The organism is Bradyrhizobium sp. UFLA03-84 (genome assembly GCF_002289535.1).
Classification (GTDB): Bacteria; Pseudomonadota; Alphaproteobacteria; order Rhizobiales; family Xanthobacteraceae; genus Bradyrhizobium; species Bradyrhizobium viridifuturi.
The window spans coordinates 278410-295088 of the sequence record NZ_NSJY01000005.1; the positions used below are offsets into that span (position 1 = coordinate 278410).

Here is a 16679-nt window from a genome sequence, read left to right on the forward strand (position 1 = left end):
AGGAACGGGATCAATCGCTAGATCCCGTCCAGCACCCCGCGGACCTTGGTCGCCAGCTCGTCGATCGAAAACGGCTTCGGCAGCAGGTTGGTGCCGGGGTCGAGGATGCCGTTGTGGACGATGGCGTTGCGGGTGTAACCGGTGGTGTAGAGCACTTTGAGCCCCGGGATGCGCTCGCGAGCCTGCACGGCGAGCTCGCGACCGGACATGCTGGGCATCACCACGTCGGTGAACAGCAACGCCACCGAGACCCCGCCATCGAGCAGTTGCAGCGCTTCGCGGGGACTGGCGGCACTGACCACGGTGTAGCCGAGCTCTCGCAGCGCCTCGACCGAAACGCCGCGCACGCGATCCTCATCCTCGACCACCAGGATGACCTCGTTCTTCCGCCCGCGATAAGAGGCGATCGGCACACGCCTGACCACGTCCGGACCGGCCTCGCCAAGGTGCCGCGGCAGATAGATCTTGACGGTCGTGCCGACGCCAACCTCCGAATAGATTTTCACATGGCCGCCCGACTGGCGTACGAAGCCATAGACCTGGCTGAGGCCAAGGCCGGTGCCCTTGCCGACGCCCTTGGTGGTGAAGAAGGGATCGAACGCCTTGGCGATGACGTCTTCGCTCATGCCGGAGCCGTTATCGGCCACCGCGATCATCACGTATTGACCTGACGGAATTGAGTATACCCTCGCCGCGGCCTCATCGACATAGCTGTTGGCGGTCTCCAGCGTAAGCTTGCCGCCGCCCGGCATCGCGTCGCGGCCGTTGACGCAGAGGTTGAGAATGGCATTCTCGAGCTGTCCGGAATCGGCACGCACCCGCCACAGTCCCGCGGCCAGCACGGTTTCGAGGCTGATGGTCTCGCCAAGCGTGCGCGCGAGCAGCTCGGCCATACCTGATATCATCTTGTTGCCGTCGAGCGTGACCGGCGCGAGCGGCTGCTGGCGGGAGAAGGCGAGCAGACGCTGGGTGAGGCCCGCGGCACGCTGCGCGCCGTCGACCGCGGCCTCGACAAAGCGCTCTACGTCGCTTTCTCCCTTGGCGAGCTTGCGCTGGATCAGATTGAGGCCGGCGATGATTACCGCCAGCATGTTGTTGAAGTCGTGAGCGATGCCGCCGGTCAGCTGGCCAACGGCCTCCATCTTCTGGATCTGCCGCAGTTGCTCCTCCGCCTTGGTACGCTCCTGGACCTCTTCCACGACGCGCTGCTCCAGCGTCGTGTTGAGGACCTGCAAGGCGGCTTCGGCGCGGCGCCGCTCGGCGACCTCACGCTCCGCGGCCTGGAACAGCCGCGCGGTATCGATCGCGGTCGCCGCCTGCGCGGCGATGCCGGCGATCAGCCGCTCTGCGCGGTCGCCGAATATGCCGGGATCCGGGTGACCGAAGAACAGACCACCCAGCACTTCGCCGGAGCGCGACACCACGGGCGCCGCCAGATAGCTGCGCACCGGCAGATGTCCTTTCGGCATCCCGTAATGCGGATCGCTCTTGCCGTAGCGCGGATCCTTCAGGATATCGTCGGACCGCACGATCCCGTCGCCGTTGAAGGTCGGCGCGAACACCGCGGTATTGCGCGGCATCGGGAATCGCGAGAACGCCTCGCGCGGCGCGCCGGACAGGGTGTAGAGCATGTAGCTCTCGCCCTTGTCGTTGATCACGTTGTAGAAGAACGAACCGAACGCAGCGCCGGTCAGTTCGGTCGCGGCATCGGTAACGATCTGAACGGCGCGATCAAGATTGAGCTCGCCCGCGACTGCGCTGCCGACCTTGTTGAGCAGTTCGAGGACGTGGGCCTCTTCCTCGAGCCGCACGGCGCGCTCCGAGCGGGTGGCCGACAGTTCAAGGTTGGCCGCGACGCGCGCGAGCAGCTCCCGCGCGCTGAAGGGCTTGACGAGATAATCGTCGGCGCCGATCTGCAAGCCTTCGACTTTCGCCTCTTCGCCGGCGCGCGCCGATAGGAAGATCACGGGCAGGCCTTTCAGGTCCTCGTCGGAACGGAGTGCATTGAGAAGGCTGATGCCATCGAGGCGCGGCATCATGATGTCGCTCAACACCAGATCGGGCCGACGCCGCCACGCCGCCTCCAGCGCGGCCTGGCCGTCTTCAACCGCCTCGACGTCGTACAGCGGCGCAAGCAGGCGACGCACATATTCGCGCATGTCTGCATTGTCGTCGGCGAGCAGGATGCGTTGCCGCCGTCCCGCGATCTCCTGCGTCGCGAACCCGAGGTCCTCCGACGACGAGGGATCCGGCCGATCGTCGGCGTCGCCGCCCTCCAGCCATCCCATCGCTTCGTCGAGATAGGCTTGTGCGCGAACACTGCTCTGTGCGGCCAAGCTGCCCGCGCTGATCTGGTCGGCGGGGAGATGCTCCGTTCCAAACGGCAGCGTGATCGTGAAGGTGGTCCCGCGATCGACCTCGCTGTCGACCCGAATCTGCCCGCCATGCTGCTTCACGAGCTCGCGCACCAGCGCGAGGCCGATACCGCTTCCCTCGAACGAGCGGCCCCGCGCGCCCTCGACCCGCTGAAACCGGTCGAAGATGTGCGACAGCGCGGACGGCGGAATGCCGGTCCCCGTGTCACGCACCGCAATCTCGGCCGCAGCGCCGTCGCACGAGGCCTTGATGGAGACAGCAATCCCACCGTCGAACGTGAACTTGAATGCGTTGGAGAGCAGGTTGAGGACGATCTTCTCCCACATGTCGCGATCGACATGGACCTGCTGTGGCAGCGGCTCGGTCTCGATCGTCAAACCCAAGCCGGCTTTCTCGACGGTTGAACGGAAACTCGACGCGAGGTCGGACGTCAGCGCGACGAGGTCGAGCGGTTCGTAGGTGGCCGTTACCCGGCCCGCCTCGATCCGCGCGAAATCGAGCAGCGTATTGACCAACTTCAACAGGCGTTGACCGTTCCGGTGCGCGATATCGAGCAACGAGCGCTGCTGCGGCGGAAGATGGTCGTCTGCCTGGGACAGGACCTCCTCGAGCGGACTCAGCATCAAGGTGAGCGGCGTGCGGAACTCGTGGCTGACATTGGAGAAGAAGGTGGTCTTGGCGCGATCGATCTCGGCCAGCGCTTCGGCCCGCCGGCGTTCCTCCTCGTAGGCCTGAGCATTGCCGATCGCGGCCGCGATCTGCGCCGACGCAAGACCGAGAAAACTTGCATAGCGCTCGTCGTAAAGGCGGAAAGGATTGAGGCCTGCGATCAGGAAGCCCGCGAGCGTGTCGCCGGCAGCGAGAATCGGGAGCACAACCCCCTGCTCCGGCGCCTGGCGCCAGCCGCCGGACGGAAAATCGAGGCCAAACAGGCTCTTCAGGTCTTTGATCAGAACGCCGTCGCGGCTCGCCTGCGCTTCGGCAATCGGCCATACCTCGCCGCCATCGAGCGTGAGCGATGGCTTCACCCCGACATGGTGCCGATCGATGCCGCTCACCGCGGCCAATCGCGCCGCCTGCTCTTGCGGCTCGATCAGATAGATCATCGCAAATGGCAGGTCCTGTGGGTCGGTCGCCAGCGCCGCAGCGCTGCGTTCGCAAGCCTCGCTCACGCTTCTCGCATCAGCCGCGCGACTGGCAAGCTCCCGCAGCAGCGACAACTGCCGCTCGCTGATCACGCGCTGTGTGTCATCGGTATTGGCGCAGAAGATCCCCGCAGGCAAACCATCGGCGTCCGGGATCGGGCTGTAGGAGAATGTGTAGTAGGTCTCCTCGGGAAAGCCGTTGCGCTCCATGATCAGGAGCTGGGCCTCGACATAGGTGCCCTCGCTGCCGCTCATCGCCTTGGTGAGCAGCGGCGCGATGTCATTCCAGATCTCGCGCCAGACCACGCGGGTCGGCTGCCCGAGCGCATGCGGATGCTTGCCGCCGATGATCGACTTGTAGGGATCGTTGTAGAGGAAGGTCAGATCGTCACCCCAGCCGATCCAGATCGGCTGTTGCGAGGTCAGCATGATGCGAACCGCGGTCTTCAGGCTGTCCGGCCACGCCTCGGGTGGACCGATCGAGGTCGCAGTCCAGTCAAGGTCCTTGCTGAGTCCGGCAAGCTCGCTGCTGCCGATGAAAAGACGTTCGGTGGCCTCGCCACGCAATGTCGCCTGAGTTTGCAATCTCGACACAACGGCTCCCGCCAAGCCCGAACAATGAAAAATAAACTCGGTCTGACAATGCCGGTTCCTAGGCGGACAAGCTGTTCGTCCCGAGCATCGGCTCGCAAAAAAACCGGCGTACCTTTCGGTACGCCGGTCTGCATTTTGCCCGCTTGCGTAAACTCAGGTCATGCCGACGCCGCGCGCGGCGTGCGGTTGCGCGAGTTGCGCTGGAAGAACAGCGCCTGGCTCGCCACCGCCGATACCATCGCCGGCTGGAACGGCTTCGAGATCAGGAACGCCGGCTCCGGCCGCTCGCCGGTCAGGAAGCGCTCGGGATAGGCGGTGATGAACACCACCGGCACCTCGAAGGTCCGCAGCAGCTCGTTCACCGCATCGAGGCCCGACGAGCCGTCGGCGAGCTGGATGTCGGCGAGGATCAGGCCGGGCTTCTTGTTCTTGGCGAGCGCCACCGCGTCGGAATGCGTGCGCGCGACACCGATGACGTTATGGCCGAGATTCTTCACCAGGCTCTCGAGATCCATGGCGATGAAGGTTTCGTCCTCGATGATCAGGACGTCGGTGGCGATCTCGGCAGCCATCTCGCGGCCGGCGGCATCGGTCAGCTTGCGCGTCTCGGCGATATCGGTGCCGAGAATGTAGCCGACCTCCTCCTCCGAGAAGCCTTCCAGCGACAGCAGCAGGAAGGCCTGCCGCGGCAGCGGCGTGATGTTGGAGAGTCGGCGCTCCGGCGGCAGCGACAGCGTCGCCACGTCGGCATTGTCGTTGTTGTTCACCGACACCGAATTCCAGATCTGGGTGAATAGCCGGAACAGGCCGGCGCGCGGGCCGTGCGTCTGGTCCAGCAATGATCCGTCCTGCAACAGGGCCTCGAGCATGGCCCCGACATAGGCGTCCCCCGACGCCTGGTTTCCGGTCAGTGCGCGAGCGTAGCGGCGCAGCAACGGAAGATGTTCGGCAACGATCTGCGATCGGGACATTCCCACTCCATCCTTGTTCTTAGGCCTGGGTTGTTGGCCCTGCGGCCTGAAACCCGTCTCTGGGGACGACAGAATCCGGCTCCGAGAGTCCAGTTTCTGGGGCGACCCCGGTTCCCCTGCATGCCCGATTACGCGCGAAAGCCGAAAAAGTTCCACGAAATAGTTCCAGCCTTCCGGAACTTTCTGCGCAACTTTGCATTAGCTCCTGACCGACGAGGCAACGCGGCCAGCCTCTTTTTTCGAGGAAACATCTTGGAAATCAGAGACTTAACTCCCGGGGAAGCGTGGATCAGATCATGAAGGAAGTAAAGAAGCAGGGCGGTCTCAACGCCGAGATTCAATCGAGAATCGGCCACCAGCTGCGCGCCATGTACGACGATGTGGTGCGGCAGGGGGTGCCCGACCGCTTTGCGGAGCTGATCCGCAAACTCGACGGGCCCGAGGCTGCCGCGGCGGCCGTGGCCGGGGGCGATACCGACAAGAACAATGGAGGGGACTAATGCCTCTCACGAATGAACTTCGCGACGACATCCTTGCGTCGGTCCCGAGCCTGCGCGCGTTCGCGATCTCGCTGTCCGGTAATGGTGACCGCGCCGACGATCTGGTGCAGGAGACCCTGTTGCGGGCGATCGCCAACATCGACTCGTTCCAGCCCGGCTCCAACCTTCCCGCGTGGCTGTTCACCATCCTGCGCAACCTGTTTCGCTCCGACTACCGGAAGCGGCGGCGCGAGGTCGAGGACGCCGAGGGCAATTATGCCAAGACGCTGAAGAGCCAGCCGTCGCAGGCCGCGCATCTGGAGTTCGAGGAATTCCGCACGGCGCTCGAAAAGCTGCCGCAGGACCAGCGCGAGGCGCTGATCCTGGTGGGTGCCTCCGGCTTCTCCTACGAGGATGCCGCGGCGATCTGCGGCTGCGCGGTCGGCACCATCAAGAGCCGCGTCAACCGCGCGCGTTCGAAGCTCTCCGCGCTGCTCTATGTCGACAGCGCCGAGGATTTCGGTCCCGACAACACCGTGCGCGCCGTGATCGGCGGCAATGGCGGATAGGCGAAGCCATCACTGAACGCGAAAGGGCGGCCCTCGGATGGCCGCCCTTTTTGCATGGAAAAGCAGGTCGCCCGAAGCGACCGATCTACGCCCGCACCGCTTTGATGCTTGGGTCTAGCCCGCCATCGCCTTCTTGACGGCGGTCGGCTTGAAGCCGCTCCTCAATTCGAGGATCTTGGCGGCGATCTCGGTCACGGGGACCGGATGACTGAACAGGAAGCCCTGGGCCTCGTTGCAGCCTTCGGCCCGCATGTGGTCCAGCTGCTCGACGGTCTCGATGCCTTCGGCGATCGTGGTCATGCCGAGGCTCCTGCCGAGGCTGATGACCGCGCGCACGATCGATTTCGATCCATGCGTCGCGGTCGCGTCGCGTACGAAGGATTTGTCGATCTTGAGCTTGTCGAACGGGAAACTGCGCAGATAGCTCAGCGACGAGTAGCCGGTGCCGAAATCGTCGAGCGCGATGCGCACCCCCTGCGCCTTCAGCTTGTGCAGCGTTGCAAGCGTCTCGCTGCTGTTCGCGAGGAAGACGGATTCGGTGATCTCGAGCTCCAGCCGGCGCGGCGACAATTTCGACGCCGCGAGCGCGTCGACGACGACGTCGGTAAAGTCGGGATCACGGAACTGCACCGCGGAGACGTTGACCGCGAGCTTCATCTCGCTCGGCCAGGTGACGGCCTGCTCGCAGGCGCGGTCGAGCACCCATTCGCCCAGCGGACCGATCAGGCCGATCTCTTCCGCGATCGGAATGAACTGGTCCGGCGGCACCAATCCGCGCTTCGGATGATGCCAGCGCAGCAGCGCCTCGAAGCCGCAGATGCGGTCGAGATGGAGATCGTAGAGCGGCTGGTAGAACAACGAGAACTCGTCCTTGACCATCGCCTCGCGAAGGTCGAGCTCGATCGCCCGGCGCCGCTGCAGGCTGGCGTCCATCGCAGGCTCGAAGAAGCGCCAGGTGCCGCGGCCTTCCATCTTGGCGCGATACAGGGCGACGTCGGCGTTCTTGAGCAGCTTCTCGCCGGTGGTGCCGTCGCCCGGCGACATCGAGATGCCGACGCTGCAACCGACCACGACGCGATGCCCGTTCAGTTCATAGGGCGCGCCGACGCATTCCACGATGCGGCGGGCCAGACGCTCGGCCTCCTCGCCGCCCTGGACACCGCACTGGATGACCGCGAACTCGTCGCCGCCCAAACGGGCAACGGTATCGACCTCGCGGACGCAGGCGTTGAGCCGGTCCGCGACTGCGCACAGCAGTTCATCGCCGACCGGATGTCCGAGCGTATCGTTGACCTGCTTGAAATTGTCGAGGTCGAGGCAGAACACCGCAAAGCCGGATCCGCGGCCGACCTGCGCGACCGCGAGCTCGATCCGCTCCGCCAGCAAGGTCCGGTTCGGCAACTTGGTCAGGGCATCGTGCCGCGCCATGAACGCGATCTGGGACTCGGCCCGCTGCTGTTCGGTGACATCCTCGCAGGTGACCAGCCAGCCGCCGTCGGACGTCGGCCGCTGCGCGATGGCGATGATCCGCCCATCGCTGAGATGCTGCAGATAGTTGCCCTCGTGCTGGGCCATCGATCGCTCGCGTTCGGTCAGCAGGTCGGCGACGGTCCGCTCGCCATGATTGCCGGCGGCGACGCTGAGGCCGAGCACGTCTTCCATGGTCATTCCGGGAACGACCAGCTCCGGCGAAATATCGAAGATTTCGCAGAACCGGCGGTTGGCGACCTGCAGCCGCGCCTCGCTGTTGTAAAGGCACAGCCCCTGCGACATGTGGGTAAGCGCCGCGTCGAGCCGCAGATTGGTCTCATGCAGCTCCGCCTTCTGCTGCTTCAGCGCGGAGATGTCGCTGTAGACCAGGACGACACCGCCCTCCTGGGTCTCGCTGCGGCTGACGCGCAGCCAGCGTCCGTCCGAAAGCTGCGCTTCGCTGGCAAAGCCATCGATGCCGGCGTCGGCCGGCGCAAGGCTCGGAGCATCGATCCGATCCGACTGCAGAAGCTGCGGCGAGAGACGGATGAATTCGCTGGCGCGCGAATTGGCCAGCGCGATCTCGCCGTCCGCATCGAGCAGCACGACGCCCTCGCGCGACGTCTCGAGCGCATCGGACAGCCGCGCCTGCGCGGAGCGGCGTTGCGACACCTCCTGATCGACCATCCGCCTGATGTTGTCGCGCATGGTTTCCATGGCGGTCAGCAGCGTGCCCAGTTCGTCGGTGCCGCCCTTGGGAACGGTCGCGTCGAGGTCGCCGCCGGCGATGCTGCGCGCGGCCCGCGAGGCAATCGCGACCGGGCCGATGATGCGGCGCGCCAGGAGCCACGAGAACAGCGCCGACAGGAACAGCGCAACCGTGAGCCCGGCGACATTGAGCTGCAGGTCGCGCTTGATCGTCGACAGCGCCTTTTGCCGGAACAGAAAGCCGTCGCCCGCCGTGTAGTTGACCAGCAGTTCGACCTGCTGGCTGACGATCTTGGAATAGCGATCGACATCACCGACCGTCGTCCCCGATGCCTGCGGATCGGCCGCCGGCTGTCCATCGGGCGACGTTCCGATCGCGCGGCGATGCAGCGCCATCCAGGCGTCGGCGGCTTCCTGAACCTTTGCCGCGGCTTGCGCGGCCCGCGTGGACTGCGAGCGGTCGGCTGCGATCGTCAGATCCTCCGAGAGCGTCTTCGCGAGCTTCTCGATCTGGCTGTCGAGGCTGGCGCGGATCTCCGGATCGGTGGTCAAGAGGCGCTGCGACGACGCGACCCGCATCGAGGCGAAGTCCGCACCGGCGGCGCGGGCGTAATTGATCGACATCAGGGATTCGTCGAACGTCTTGGCCACGAGATCGCCGGCGTGGCGGATGCCGAGGATGGAATATCCGCCGAGCGCGACGGCAACGGCGCTCATCGCCAGACAGAAGATCAGGATCTGGGTGCGGATCGAACCCTTGGTCAGGGCAAGACGTGACAGGCGGCCGGTCGCGAACCGAATGGCTGCACCGGTCTTCGTCCTGAGGTTGCCTAATAGGCTATCCATACCCGCGTTTCGCCGTAGTGCTCGATGTTCAAGCTACGCAGAAACGCGCAGCGCTGCGGAAAAATGACTGTCTGCTCAAAATTGCCTTAGTAGTGACCGGAACTGATGCTGAAATCGTTAAGATCAGCCGGCGATAATCACCGTTACAGGTATTCCTGGGGCATCACTTGCACGCTGGGGGTGCCGATGTCGGGCATTCGAGGTTCAAGCGGGGGTCTCATGCAGTCAGGCTGGTTGCGCGCTGTGCGCCTGGGCCGGTTCGGCCGCGTGCCATTTGCGGCTGCGATCGTCACCGGAGCGCTGGCCGGAGCAGCTTTGGGCGCAAGTCCTTATGTCATTTCGCAGAAAGATCGTGAATTCAAGCCCGCCGAGATCTCGATCAGGCGCGGCGAGATTTTACGGTTCATTAACGATGATGGCGAGCTGCTGCATCACGCTTATTTGAGCACCGACGCGTTCAGCTTCGACTCCGGCGACCAGCAGCCGGGCAGCAAGTTCGACGTCACTTTTTCCGTGCCCGGCGACTACACCGTGCTGTGCGGCATTCATCCGAAGATGAAGCTCGCCGTCCACGTCGCCAAATAGCGCAACGACGCTCTACAGGACCGAGGTCTTGAACAGCGCGGCGTGGCCGAAATAATAGACGAACAAGGTCAGCGACAGCGCGGCGCACAACGCGACCGGGGCCAGCCATGCCGCGCGATGATCGCGCGGCAGCACCTTGTTGTCGGCGAGGATCGCAATCAGCACGGCGATGATCGCTGAGTGTCCGATCGTGTCGATCTTGCCGAACTCGAAGCAGGCGCTGATGAACATCCCCGTCAGCACGGCCGCAGCACAGCGCCGGATCAGCGGCGTCCAGATCAGGGCGAAGGCGAGCGTGAATTCCACCATGCCGGCGGCGCGCATGTAGAACTCATTGTCGAAGCCGAGGGTCATCGAGGCGTGTTCGATCAGCAGCGGGAAGCTCCACTCCGGATAGGCCCATTTCTCGATCGAGGCCCACATCAACGTGATGGCCGCGGCGTACCGCATCACGTCGATCGGCCGGATGCCGAACAGGTCCTTGTTCAACCCGATCAGCGCAAAATAGGCGGCAACGCCGAGAAAAATCGGGTAGTCGGCGAGATGGAAAATGCCGTAGTCGCGGACACCGATCCCGAACAGGATCGCCATCCCCGCGGCCGACAATGGCAGCGTGCGCCGCGACAGCATGCCGGCGGCGATGCCGAGCTGCAACGCGCCCACGAAGGGTGACGTCGTCTTCAACTCGGGCGTCAGCAGGATGCCGCCGACCGCCCAGATCGAGATGAAGAAGAACCCGGCAACCGCGCGCATCATCAACTCGGTGCGCAGCCGCAGTTGCTCGGTGACGCGGTCCAGCACCCGGATCGTCGCATCACCCAGCGAGGTGGGCTCGATCACGCAGCCCGCGAACAGCCAGAAGACGGCGATGCCGAGCAGCAGTTCAAAGTCGAGGCAAAGAACATTCTCGAGTCCCCGGGGCTGACCGGCAACATCGTAGGCACAGAACCATTTGACATGTGCCTCGGCACTGCGCGCGGCTGTGACGCAAAATACAACCGCTGCAAAGCACGTGGCGAAATAGGAGCGCACAGCCGAGCCGGCATTTCGCTCCTGCCCACTAAACATTGAATCAACCGCCCACACACTTAAGGACTTGTTTAACTTATATCAAATTTTAGGCTTTGCGCCTGCCCATGACAGCCGCTGGTTGCATTGTGGTTAATTGCGGCAGGCAGGCCCCGGCCCGTCCCTTCGTGCCGGGTTTTCCGGCCGGTTCCATCGAATTTTAGCTAATTCCGGCACGGGGGCTCAATTCAACTGTCGTAGTGAAACCCGGACAGATCGGATCGGGAGGCCGGTTACATGTTCGGAGTGTTGAGTGTCGTGAGTATCGGGGTGGGGTCGGCCCTCGCCTACCTGACAAAGCCATCCGCCGCGCGCGCGGCGACGCTGGAGACCTGCGCGGGCGCGCTCCTGATCGTCGGGCTCGGCCTTCTCGGGGCCGCACTGCCGCACCTGGCCTGACCAGCCGGTTCCAAACCCTCTGCGGCGGTCAGCGCGGCAGCTTGGGAACCCCGGCTACCGGCGGGGCGGTGGCGGTCAAGGTTTGCAGGAAGGCGATCAGGTCCTTCTTCTCGCCTGCCGTCAGAGACAACGGCTTGATGTCGGGCGACCGGCTCGGCCGCTCGATCCCGCCCTTGTTGTACAGCTCGATGACATCTTCCAGCGTCGCGACCGACCCGTCGTGCATGTAGGGCGCACGGCGCGCGACGTCGCGCAGCGTCGGGGTCTTGAACGCGTATTTCAGCTTCGCCGAGGTCGGAAAGAAGCGGCCGCGCCCGATGTCATGGCCCTTGGCGGTGCCGATATCCTGAAACGATCCGTCGGAGAAGGACGGGCCGCTGTGGCAGGACGAGCAGCGTCCCTTGCCGTTGAAGAGCGCGAAGCCCTGCTTGGCCGATGCGCTGATCGCGCTCTCGTCACCCTTGATCCAGCGGTCGAACGGCGCCTCGCCGGCAACGATGGAGCGCTCGAAGGTCGCCAGCGACTGCTCGATCCGCGGCCGCGTGATCGCGCCGTCGCCGAACGCGTGGGCGAATGCATCGACATAGCCCGGTATTGCCGAAAGCCGCGCGATCAACTCCGCCTCGGTCATGTTCAGGTTCATCGGACTGAGGATCGGCCCGAACGCAACGGATTCGAGATCCTTGAACTTGCCGTCCCATCCGAGCGGCTCGAAGAAGGCCACGTCGATCAGCGTCGGCGAGCGGATCGGCAGGCCCTTCGGATCCTCGCCGATGGCGCGCGGAAGGCCGTCGGCCCATGACAGGCTCGGCTTGTGACAACTCGCGCAGGCATGCGTCTTGGACCGCGACAGCAACGGATCGAAGAACAGCATCTGGCCGAGCGCGGACTTCGCCTCGGAATAGGGATTGCTGCTCGGGAACGGCACGACGTCCGGCCGACGATAGCTGGCCCGGACAACGGCAGGGTCGCGCGGCGCCGTCGCCGGGGTCAACGCAAGCGACAGCCCCACCGGCAAAACTGCCGCGAGCAAGGTCAGGCTGACCCAAAGCCTCATCGGGGTCCTCAGACGATATCCTGCTCGGTATATGCCCAAGCATGTTCAACGAAGTTTTAACGCTCGGTTGCGGGCAACTACGGATGTGCGACGTTGTCACAGATGAGGCTGGCGTCGTGCCGCACGCCTGATGTCGATCTATCCGCGCAGCGATCGATCGGCACAACCTGTGGCGGCTGCGGCGGCGCTATTTTTTCGCCGGACGGACCGGCGCGGAGAATTGCTCGGTGCGGTCGCGCTCGGTCATGTCGACCACAGTGTCCATCGGCGCGGTGAGTTCGTAGACATAGGAGACGTCGGTGAAGTAGCGCTTTGCGGTGCCGCCGAGCGCCTCGGGCGCGACACGGTCGAGCAGAATCAGGCCGAAATCGCTGTCGGCGCGCCGCGTCGCCTGGCTGGTGTTGAACTCCTCCCAGCGGAAATGGAAGACCGCGTCGGCATCCTCGCCGACCACTTCCCAATTGGCGACGATGTGCGGATGCTTGCCCACCAGCGACAACCCCTCGTCGGAGTGCGAGGCGAGCTCGAAGAACAGCAGCGACAGCGATTGCGCGGCGCGGGCGCTGACGGTGATGTCGGGACCGTTCACCGCGATCCGGTCGGCATGCGGAATCGCGCGGGCTTCGAACAGGCCTTTCAGCTTGACGCCCTGCCACTGGCTCTCGCTGAGCAGCGTGACGACATTCGACATCGCGTGGATGCGTCCGATCAGGAGTTCGCGCGCGACGTCGATGTCGGCGCCGTGCCGCAGCGTGCGGGTGACAATCGACTGGATCACCGCGAGGATGTTCTTGACCCGGTGATTGAGCTCGTCGATGACCGCAGTCAGCCGGCGCTCGAAGCCGATCCGGACCTCGATCTCGCGGCTGAGCCGCAAATTGTTGTAGGCGACATAGCCGAACAGGCCGCAGACGATGCCGGTCAGCGCGAGCCCGATCGCCGCGACGATGGTCGCGGTCTGCTGTGCACGCACCGTCGCATTGCTCTTGGCGTAGTAGTCGAGGGACCAGTCACGGCCGCCGAACGTCACCGTGCGAACCATCGACGGCATCGGGCCATCCTGGCGCACCGCGCGCGAAGTGACGATACCCTGCTCGTTGGCGGTGAACTCGTCGTTGGAATCGCGCGGGTCCTTCAACGCCACCGCGAACAGAGAGGAATCGTCGTTGGTCAGCATCAGCGCCGACAATTCATACGAGAAGGTGATGAAGCCGGCCGGCTCGGACGCGCCCTCCTGGAACACCGGCGCGGCGAGCACGACGCCGACCGGGCCGTTCTGGCGCAGCAGCGGCACCGGGTCCGAGGCCACCGGCTTGCCGCTCGCCATCGCCCGCGCCAGCATCGGACCAACCACCGAGTGACGGTCGAAGGCCCGGCCCGGGATGCTCAGGGTCTCCGGATTGCGCGGCTCGACGTCCATCAGCACGTTGATCGGCTTGTCGAGCGCCTTGAGGTCGAGCGCCTGGTCGTCGAAATCGCGGATGGTCGGATTGGTGAAGCCGTTGGCCTTCAGCTCGGCCTCCGCTGCGGCGAGCTCGTTCGGCTTGAGCCGCGCGATCCAGGCGGCGACGACGAAATCGGTCTTGAAGGCATAGATCGCCGAGCGCAGCGGCTGCAGCATGTTGGCTTTGACCATCGACGGCGTCCGGAACAGCCCCGAGGCCACCCGGGCCAGCAGCTCGCGCTCGGTCAGGCGGTCCTGCACCAGGCTGGCATGGACGTCGATCGCCCGCGCCAGCGCGATGCCGTCGATCGCAAGCTCCTGATCGTGCACCCGATAGGCGGCAAGACCGGAGAGCAGAACTCCGATCAGTGCAATCAGCGCAACGATGAAGCCCAGTCGAACCACACGCTTACTCGGCAATCAGGGGGTGGCGAAAGGGGACGGTAGGCATCTGGCTTCTGCGGGGGCGGCGACAAATCAGGGAGCGATGAACGCCAGCCGCAAAGCAATATGGAATGGCGATCATCGGTACGCAACAGGAGCCGGTCGGCAACATTAACGACGACGCCACCCGGCGGTCTTTGGCGGCGCCAAAGGTTGCTAATCGTCAAAGTTGGAATTTGTTCCGGCGATTGCGCAGCTTTTTTGCGGCGGCCGCGATCCTGCAAGCGGCTATCCCGTCATCCTGAGGAGCCGCGAAGCGGCGTCTCGAAGGATGAACGGCCCGGCTGGTGGCCGATTCATCCTTCGAGGCTCGCCAAAGAGGCTCACACCTCAGGATGACGGGACCGGCACTTGGGGGATGCCACAATGATTAACGCGCTACCTCTTCTTGGCCGCCTTGCCGGTGCCCTGCGACCGAAGGCCGCCCTTGGTCTCGATGAAGCTGATGATGCGATCGAGGCCGTCGCTCTTCTTCAGGTTGGTCATCACGAAGGGCCGCTCGCCGCGCATCCGTCTGGCGTCGGTGTCCATCTTCTCGAGCGACGCACCGACATGGGGCGCGAGGTCGATCTTGTTGATCACGAGGAGGTCGGATCGCGTGATGCCGGGACCGCCCTTGGAGGGGATCTTGTCGCCGGCGGCGACGTCGATGACGTAGATCGTGAGATCGGCCAATTCCGGCGAGAAGGTCGCCGCCAGATTGTCACCGCCGGATTCGATCAGGACCAGATCGAGGTCGGGGAATTTTGCGCGCATGTCGGCGACCGCGGCGAGGTTCATCGAGGCGTCCTCGCGGATCGCAGTGTGCGGGCAGCCGCCGGTCTCGACGCCGGCGATGCGATCCGGCGTCAGCGAGCCGGAGCGTACCAGAAACTCGGCATCCCATTTGGTGTAGATGTCGTTGGTGATCGCAGCGATGTCGTAGCGCTCGCGCATCGATTTGCAGAGCAGGTCCATCAGCGCGGTCTTGCCGGAGCCGACCGGACCGCCGACGCCGACGCGGAGTGGGCCGTGAGAAGTGGGCATGTCAGTGCCTCCGCTATCGTCGTCCCTGCGGAAGCAGGGACCCATAACCACCGAATTCAACTGTTGCGACACGCTGGGGCCACAGCCGTGCATAACCACGAAGGCCTGTGGTTATGGGTCCCCGCTTTCGCGGGGACGACGCGTGGATGGTGTGGCAGATCATGACCGGAACAGCCTCGTGTACTGTGTCTCGTGACGCAGGCTGGCGAGATCGGCCCGAAAGGTCGCGCTGCCGAGATCGTCGAACGAGGCCGCATCGGCCCGCGCCGCAGTCGCGGCGACGACCGGCTCGAGATCGGCCAGCACGCGCTGGCTGTCGGTCTGCCCGAGCGGGATCAGCCGGCTGCCTGCCGAGATCCAGTTCGAAACCACGGCATGCAGGAAGGCATGCAGCGACGGCGCCAGCCGGATGCCGTGTGCAGCGCTGACGATTCCGACCGCGATGGGATAGACGATCGGCCCGTCGCAGGCCGCAATCATGGCGTCGAGCCCGGGCGAATTCCAGGCAGCGCGGGCGATCTCGATGAAGGCGCGCCCCTGCGTCGTGGTCTCGAGCTGCCGCTCGCGCGAGGGCACGAAGGCCGCGGCGAGCTCGGCGATCTCCTTCAGCCCGGCGTAGTCTTGCTCCGCCGCCGCGCGAAAACTTTGCGCGAGAAACACGGCGTCGCAAAATCCGCTGCCGTCGCTGAGCATCGCGGCGAGCCAGTCGCGCAGCGAGGCGGCATCGGTGATGTCACCGGCCTCGACCGCCCATTCGATGCCGCTGGAGTAGGCGAACGCGCCGACCGGAAAGGAGGGCGACAGCCACGTCAGCAGCCGGTACAGCGCCGCCGCCTCGTCCTCCGCCATCCCGCCGCGCATCGCGGCGGGATCGGGCTCATTTGTGGTCATGAGCATGGGAGTGGTCGTGGTGATGATGAGCGTGCTCACAATGCTCATCATGATGGTGATCGTGCTCATGCCCGTGATCATGATCATGGCCGTGGTGATGACCATGGTCATGCGCATGGCTGTGGGCATGATCGTGCCCGGTGTGACCATGCGCGTGCGCGTCGGCGTGCGCATGCTCGGCATAGGCGCCCCCTTCGGGATCGAACGGCGCCTCGATCTCGATGACGCGGGCCCCTAGCCCCTTCACCATCGCCTCGATCACGTGATCCCTGCGGATGCGCAGGCCCTTCGGCATGATCTGCGTCGGCAGATGACGGTTGCCGAGATGCCAGGCGACCCGGATCAGGTGATGCGGATCGCTGCCGCGGATTTCAGCGAGCGGCTCCGGAGCTGCGACCACCTCGACCAGGCGGCCGTCCTCCAGCACCAGCGCATCGCCACCGCGCAACGCGATAGCGTTTTCGAGGTCGAGCAGGAATTCGAGCCCGCGCGTCCCGGTCATCGCCATCCGCCGCCGGTGCCGGTCGTCGAAATCGAGCACGACGGTGTCGGCCGCCGCTTCCTTGAAGCGATGCTGTCCCAGGACCTTGGTTGCGCGGATCATCGA

14 protein-coding genes are annotated in these 16679 nt (G+C 64.7%); 5 read left to right on the forward strand and 9 right to left on the reverse strand.

Annotated features, from left to right (window positions below):
- Positions 1 to 17: 17 nt before the first annotated feature.
- Both CK489_RS04100 and CK489_RS04105 read right to left on the reverse strand, forming a co-directional pair.
- Positions 18 to 4115 carry an ATP-binding protein gene (locus tag CK489_RS04100; protein WP_245350249.1) on the reverse strand — a complete coding sequence of 1366 codons (4098 nt, stop codon included), beginning with the start codon at positions 4113 to 4115 and terminating at the stop codon, positions 18 to 20.
- A 158-nt stretch (positions 4116 to 4273) separates the two neighbouring features.
- Positions 4274 to 5086: a response regulator gene (locus CK489_RS04105; protein WP_016847263.1), complete on the reverse strand. Its 813-nt coding sequence runs from the start codon at positions 5084 to 5086 to the stop codon at positions 4274 to 4276.
- 296 nt (positions 5087 to 5382) lie between these two features.
- Here CK489_RS04105 and CK489_RS04110 point away from each other — a divergent pair, with 296 nt between their 5' ends.
- Positions 5383 to 5586, forward strand: coding sequence for a NepR family anti-sigma factor (locus CK489_RS04110; RefSeq protein WP_018269610.1), 204 nt, complete (start codon positions 5383 to 5385; stop codon positions 5584 to 5586).
- The gene (locus CK489_RS04115) at positions 5586 to 6134 is read left to right on the forward strand and encodes a sigma-70 family RNA polymerase sigma factor (RefSeq protein ID WP_024581885.1); all 549 of its coding nucleotides are present in this window, start codon (positions 5586 to 5588) and stop codon (positions 6132 to 6134) included. Before CK489_RS04110 ends, CK489_RS04115 begins: the two co-directional genes overlap by 1 nt.
- A 114-nt stretch (positions 6135 to 6248) precedes the next feature.
- On the opposite strand, the gene CK489_RS04120 is transcribed toward CK489_RS04115, so the two are convergent.
- Positions 6249 to 9158 carry an EAL domain-containing protein gene (locus tag CK489_RS04120; RefSeq protein ID WP_095731387.1) on the reverse strand — a complete coding sequence of 970 codons (2910 nt, stop codon included), beginning with the start codon at positions 9156 to 9158 and terminating at the stop codon, positions 6249 to 6251.
- A 219-nt stretch (positions 9159 to 9377) separates the two neighbouring features.
- Between CK489_RS04120 and CK489_RS04125 the strand changes: the two genes are divergently transcribed.
- The gene (locus CK489_RS04125; RefSeq protein WP_095731388.1) at positions 9378 to 9743 is read left to right on the forward strand and encodes a methylamine utilization protein; all 366 of its coding nucleotides are present in this window, start codon (positions 9378 to 9380) and stop codon (positions 9741 to 9743) included.
- A 12-nt stretch (positions 9744 to 9755) separates the two neighbouring features.
- Here CK489_RS04125 and CK489_RS04130 read toward each other — a convergent pair whose 3' ends face one another.
- Positions 9756 to 10811 carry a hypothetical protein gene (locus CK489_RS04130; protein ID WP_245350250.1) on the reverse strand — a complete coding sequence of 352 codons (1056 nt, stop codon included), beginning with the start codon at positions 10809 to 10811 and terminating at the stop codon, positions 9756 to 9758.
- A gap of 237 nt (positions 10812 to 11048) precedes the next feature.
- Between CK489_RS04130 and CK489_RS41220 the strand changes: the two genes are divergently transcribed.
- Positions 11049 to 11210 carry a hypothetical protein gene (locus tag CK489_RS41220; protein WP_158226406.1) on the forward strand — a complete coding sequence of 54 codons (162 nt, stop codon included), beginning with the start codon at positions 11049 to 11051 and terminating at the stop codon, positions 11208 to 11210.
- Between the two features lie 28 nt (positions 11211 to 11238).
- Here CK489_RS41220 and CK489_RS04135 read toward each other — a convergent pair whose 3' ends face one another.
- A complete protein-coding gene (locus tag CK489_RS04135; RefSeq protein WP_050628292.1) occupies positions 11239 to 12267 on the reverse strand; it encodes a cytochrome-c peroxidase in 1029 nt (342 codons plus the stop codon).
- 187 nt (positions 12268 to 12454) lie between these two features.
- Complete coding sequence (locus tag CK489_RS04140) at positions 12455 to 14116, reverse strand: CHASE domain-containing protein (protein WP_095731390.1); 1662 nt, start codon at positions 14114 to 14116, stop codon at positions 12455 to 12457.
- 110 nt (positions 14117 to 14226) lie between these two features.
- On the opposite strand from CK489_RS04140, the gene CK489_RS41225 reads away from it, so the two are divergent.
- Positions 14227 to 14400 carry a hypothetical protein gene (locus tag CK489_RS41225; RefSeq protein WP_157860911.1) on the forward strand — a complete coding sequence of 58 codons (174 nt, stop codon included), beginning with the start codon at positions 14227 to 14229 and terminating at the stop codon, positions 14398 to 14400.
- 133 nt (positions 14401 to 14533) lie between these two features.
- Here CK489_RS41225 and ureG read toward each other — a convergent pair whose 3' ends face one another.
- The 3 genes from ureG to CK489_RS04155 form a co-directional block, all read right to left on the reverse strand.
- Positions 14534 to 15181 carry an urease accessory protein UreG gene (gene ureG / locus CK489_RS04145; RefSeq protein ID WP_050628290.1) on the reverse strand — a complete coding sequence of 216 codons (648 nt, stop codon included), beginning with the start codon at positions 15179 to 15181 and terminating at the stop codon, positions 14534 to 14536.
- 159 nt (positions 15182 to 15340) lie between these two features.
- The gene (locus CK489_RS04150; protein ID WP_095731391.1) at positions 15341 to 16078 is read right to left on the reverse strand and encodes an urease accessory protein UreF; all 738 of its coding nucleotides are present in this window, start codon (positions 16076 to 16078) and stop codon (positions 15341 to 15343) included.
- Entirely contained in the window at positions 16059 to 16676 is a 618-nt protein-coding gene (locus tag CK489_RS04155) for an urease accessory protein UreE (RefSeq protein ID WP_095731392.1), read from the reverse strand. Before CK489_RS04155 ends, CK489_RS04150 begins: the two co-directional genes overlap by 20 nt.
- Between the last annotated feature and the right edge of the window lie 3 nt (positions 16677 to 16679).

What these genes read in the sequence shown, in the direction of transcription:
- CK489_RS04105 (WP_016847263.1), bottom strand. Translation starts at nt 5,086, where the DNA reads ATGTCCCGATCGCAGATCGTTGCCGAACATCTTCCGTTGCTGCGCCGC.
- CK489_RS04110 (WP_018269610.1), top strand. Translation starts at nt 5,383, where the DNA reads ATGAAGGAAGTAAAGAAGCAGGGCGGTCTCAACGCCGAGATTCAATCG.
- CK489_RS04115 (WP_024581885.1), top strand. Translation starts at nt 5,586, where the DNA reads ATGCCTCTCACGAATGAACTTCGCGACGACATCCTTGCGTCGGTCCCG.
- CK489_RS04120 (WP_095731387.1), bottom strand. Translation starts at nt 9,158, where the DNA reads ATGGATAGCCTATTAGGCAACCTCAGGACGAAGACCGGTGCAGCCATT.
- CK489_RS04125 (WP_095731388.1), top strand. Translation starts at nt 9,378, where the DNA reads ATGCAGTCAGGCTGGTTGCGCGCTGTGCGCCTGGGCCGGTTCGGCCGC.
- CK489_RS04130 (WP_245350250.1), bottom strand. Translation starts at nt 10,811, where the DNA reads ATGTTTAGTGGGCAGGAGCGAAATGCCGGCTCGGCTGTGCGCTCCTAT.
- CK489_RS41220 (WP_158226406.1), top strand. Translation starts at nt 11,049, where the DNA reads ATGTTCGGAGTGTTGAGTGTCGTGAGTATCGGGGTGGGGTCGGCCCTC.
- CK489_RS04135 (WP_050628292.1), bottom strand. Translation starts at nt 12,267, where the DNA reads ATGAGGCTTTGGGTCAGCCTGACCTTGCTCGCGGCAGTTTTGCCGGTG.
- CK489_RS41225 (WP_157860911.1), top strand. Translation starts at nt 14,227, where the DNA reads ATGGCGATCATCGGTACGCAACAGGAGCCGGTCGGCAACATTAACGAC.
- ureG (WP_050628290.1), bottom strand. Translation starts at nt 15,181, where the DNA reads ATGCCCACTTCTCACGGCCCACTCCGCGTCGGCGTCGGCGGTCCGGTC.
- CK489_RS04150 (WP_095731391.1), bottom strand. Translation starts at nt 16,078, where the DNA reads ATGCTCATGACCACAAATGAGCCCGATCCCGCCGCGATGCGCGGCGGG.
- CK489_RS04155 (WP_095731392.1), bottom strand. Translation starts at nt 16,676, where the DNA reads ATGATCCGCGCAACCAAGGTCCTGGGACAGCATCGCTTCAAGGAAGCG.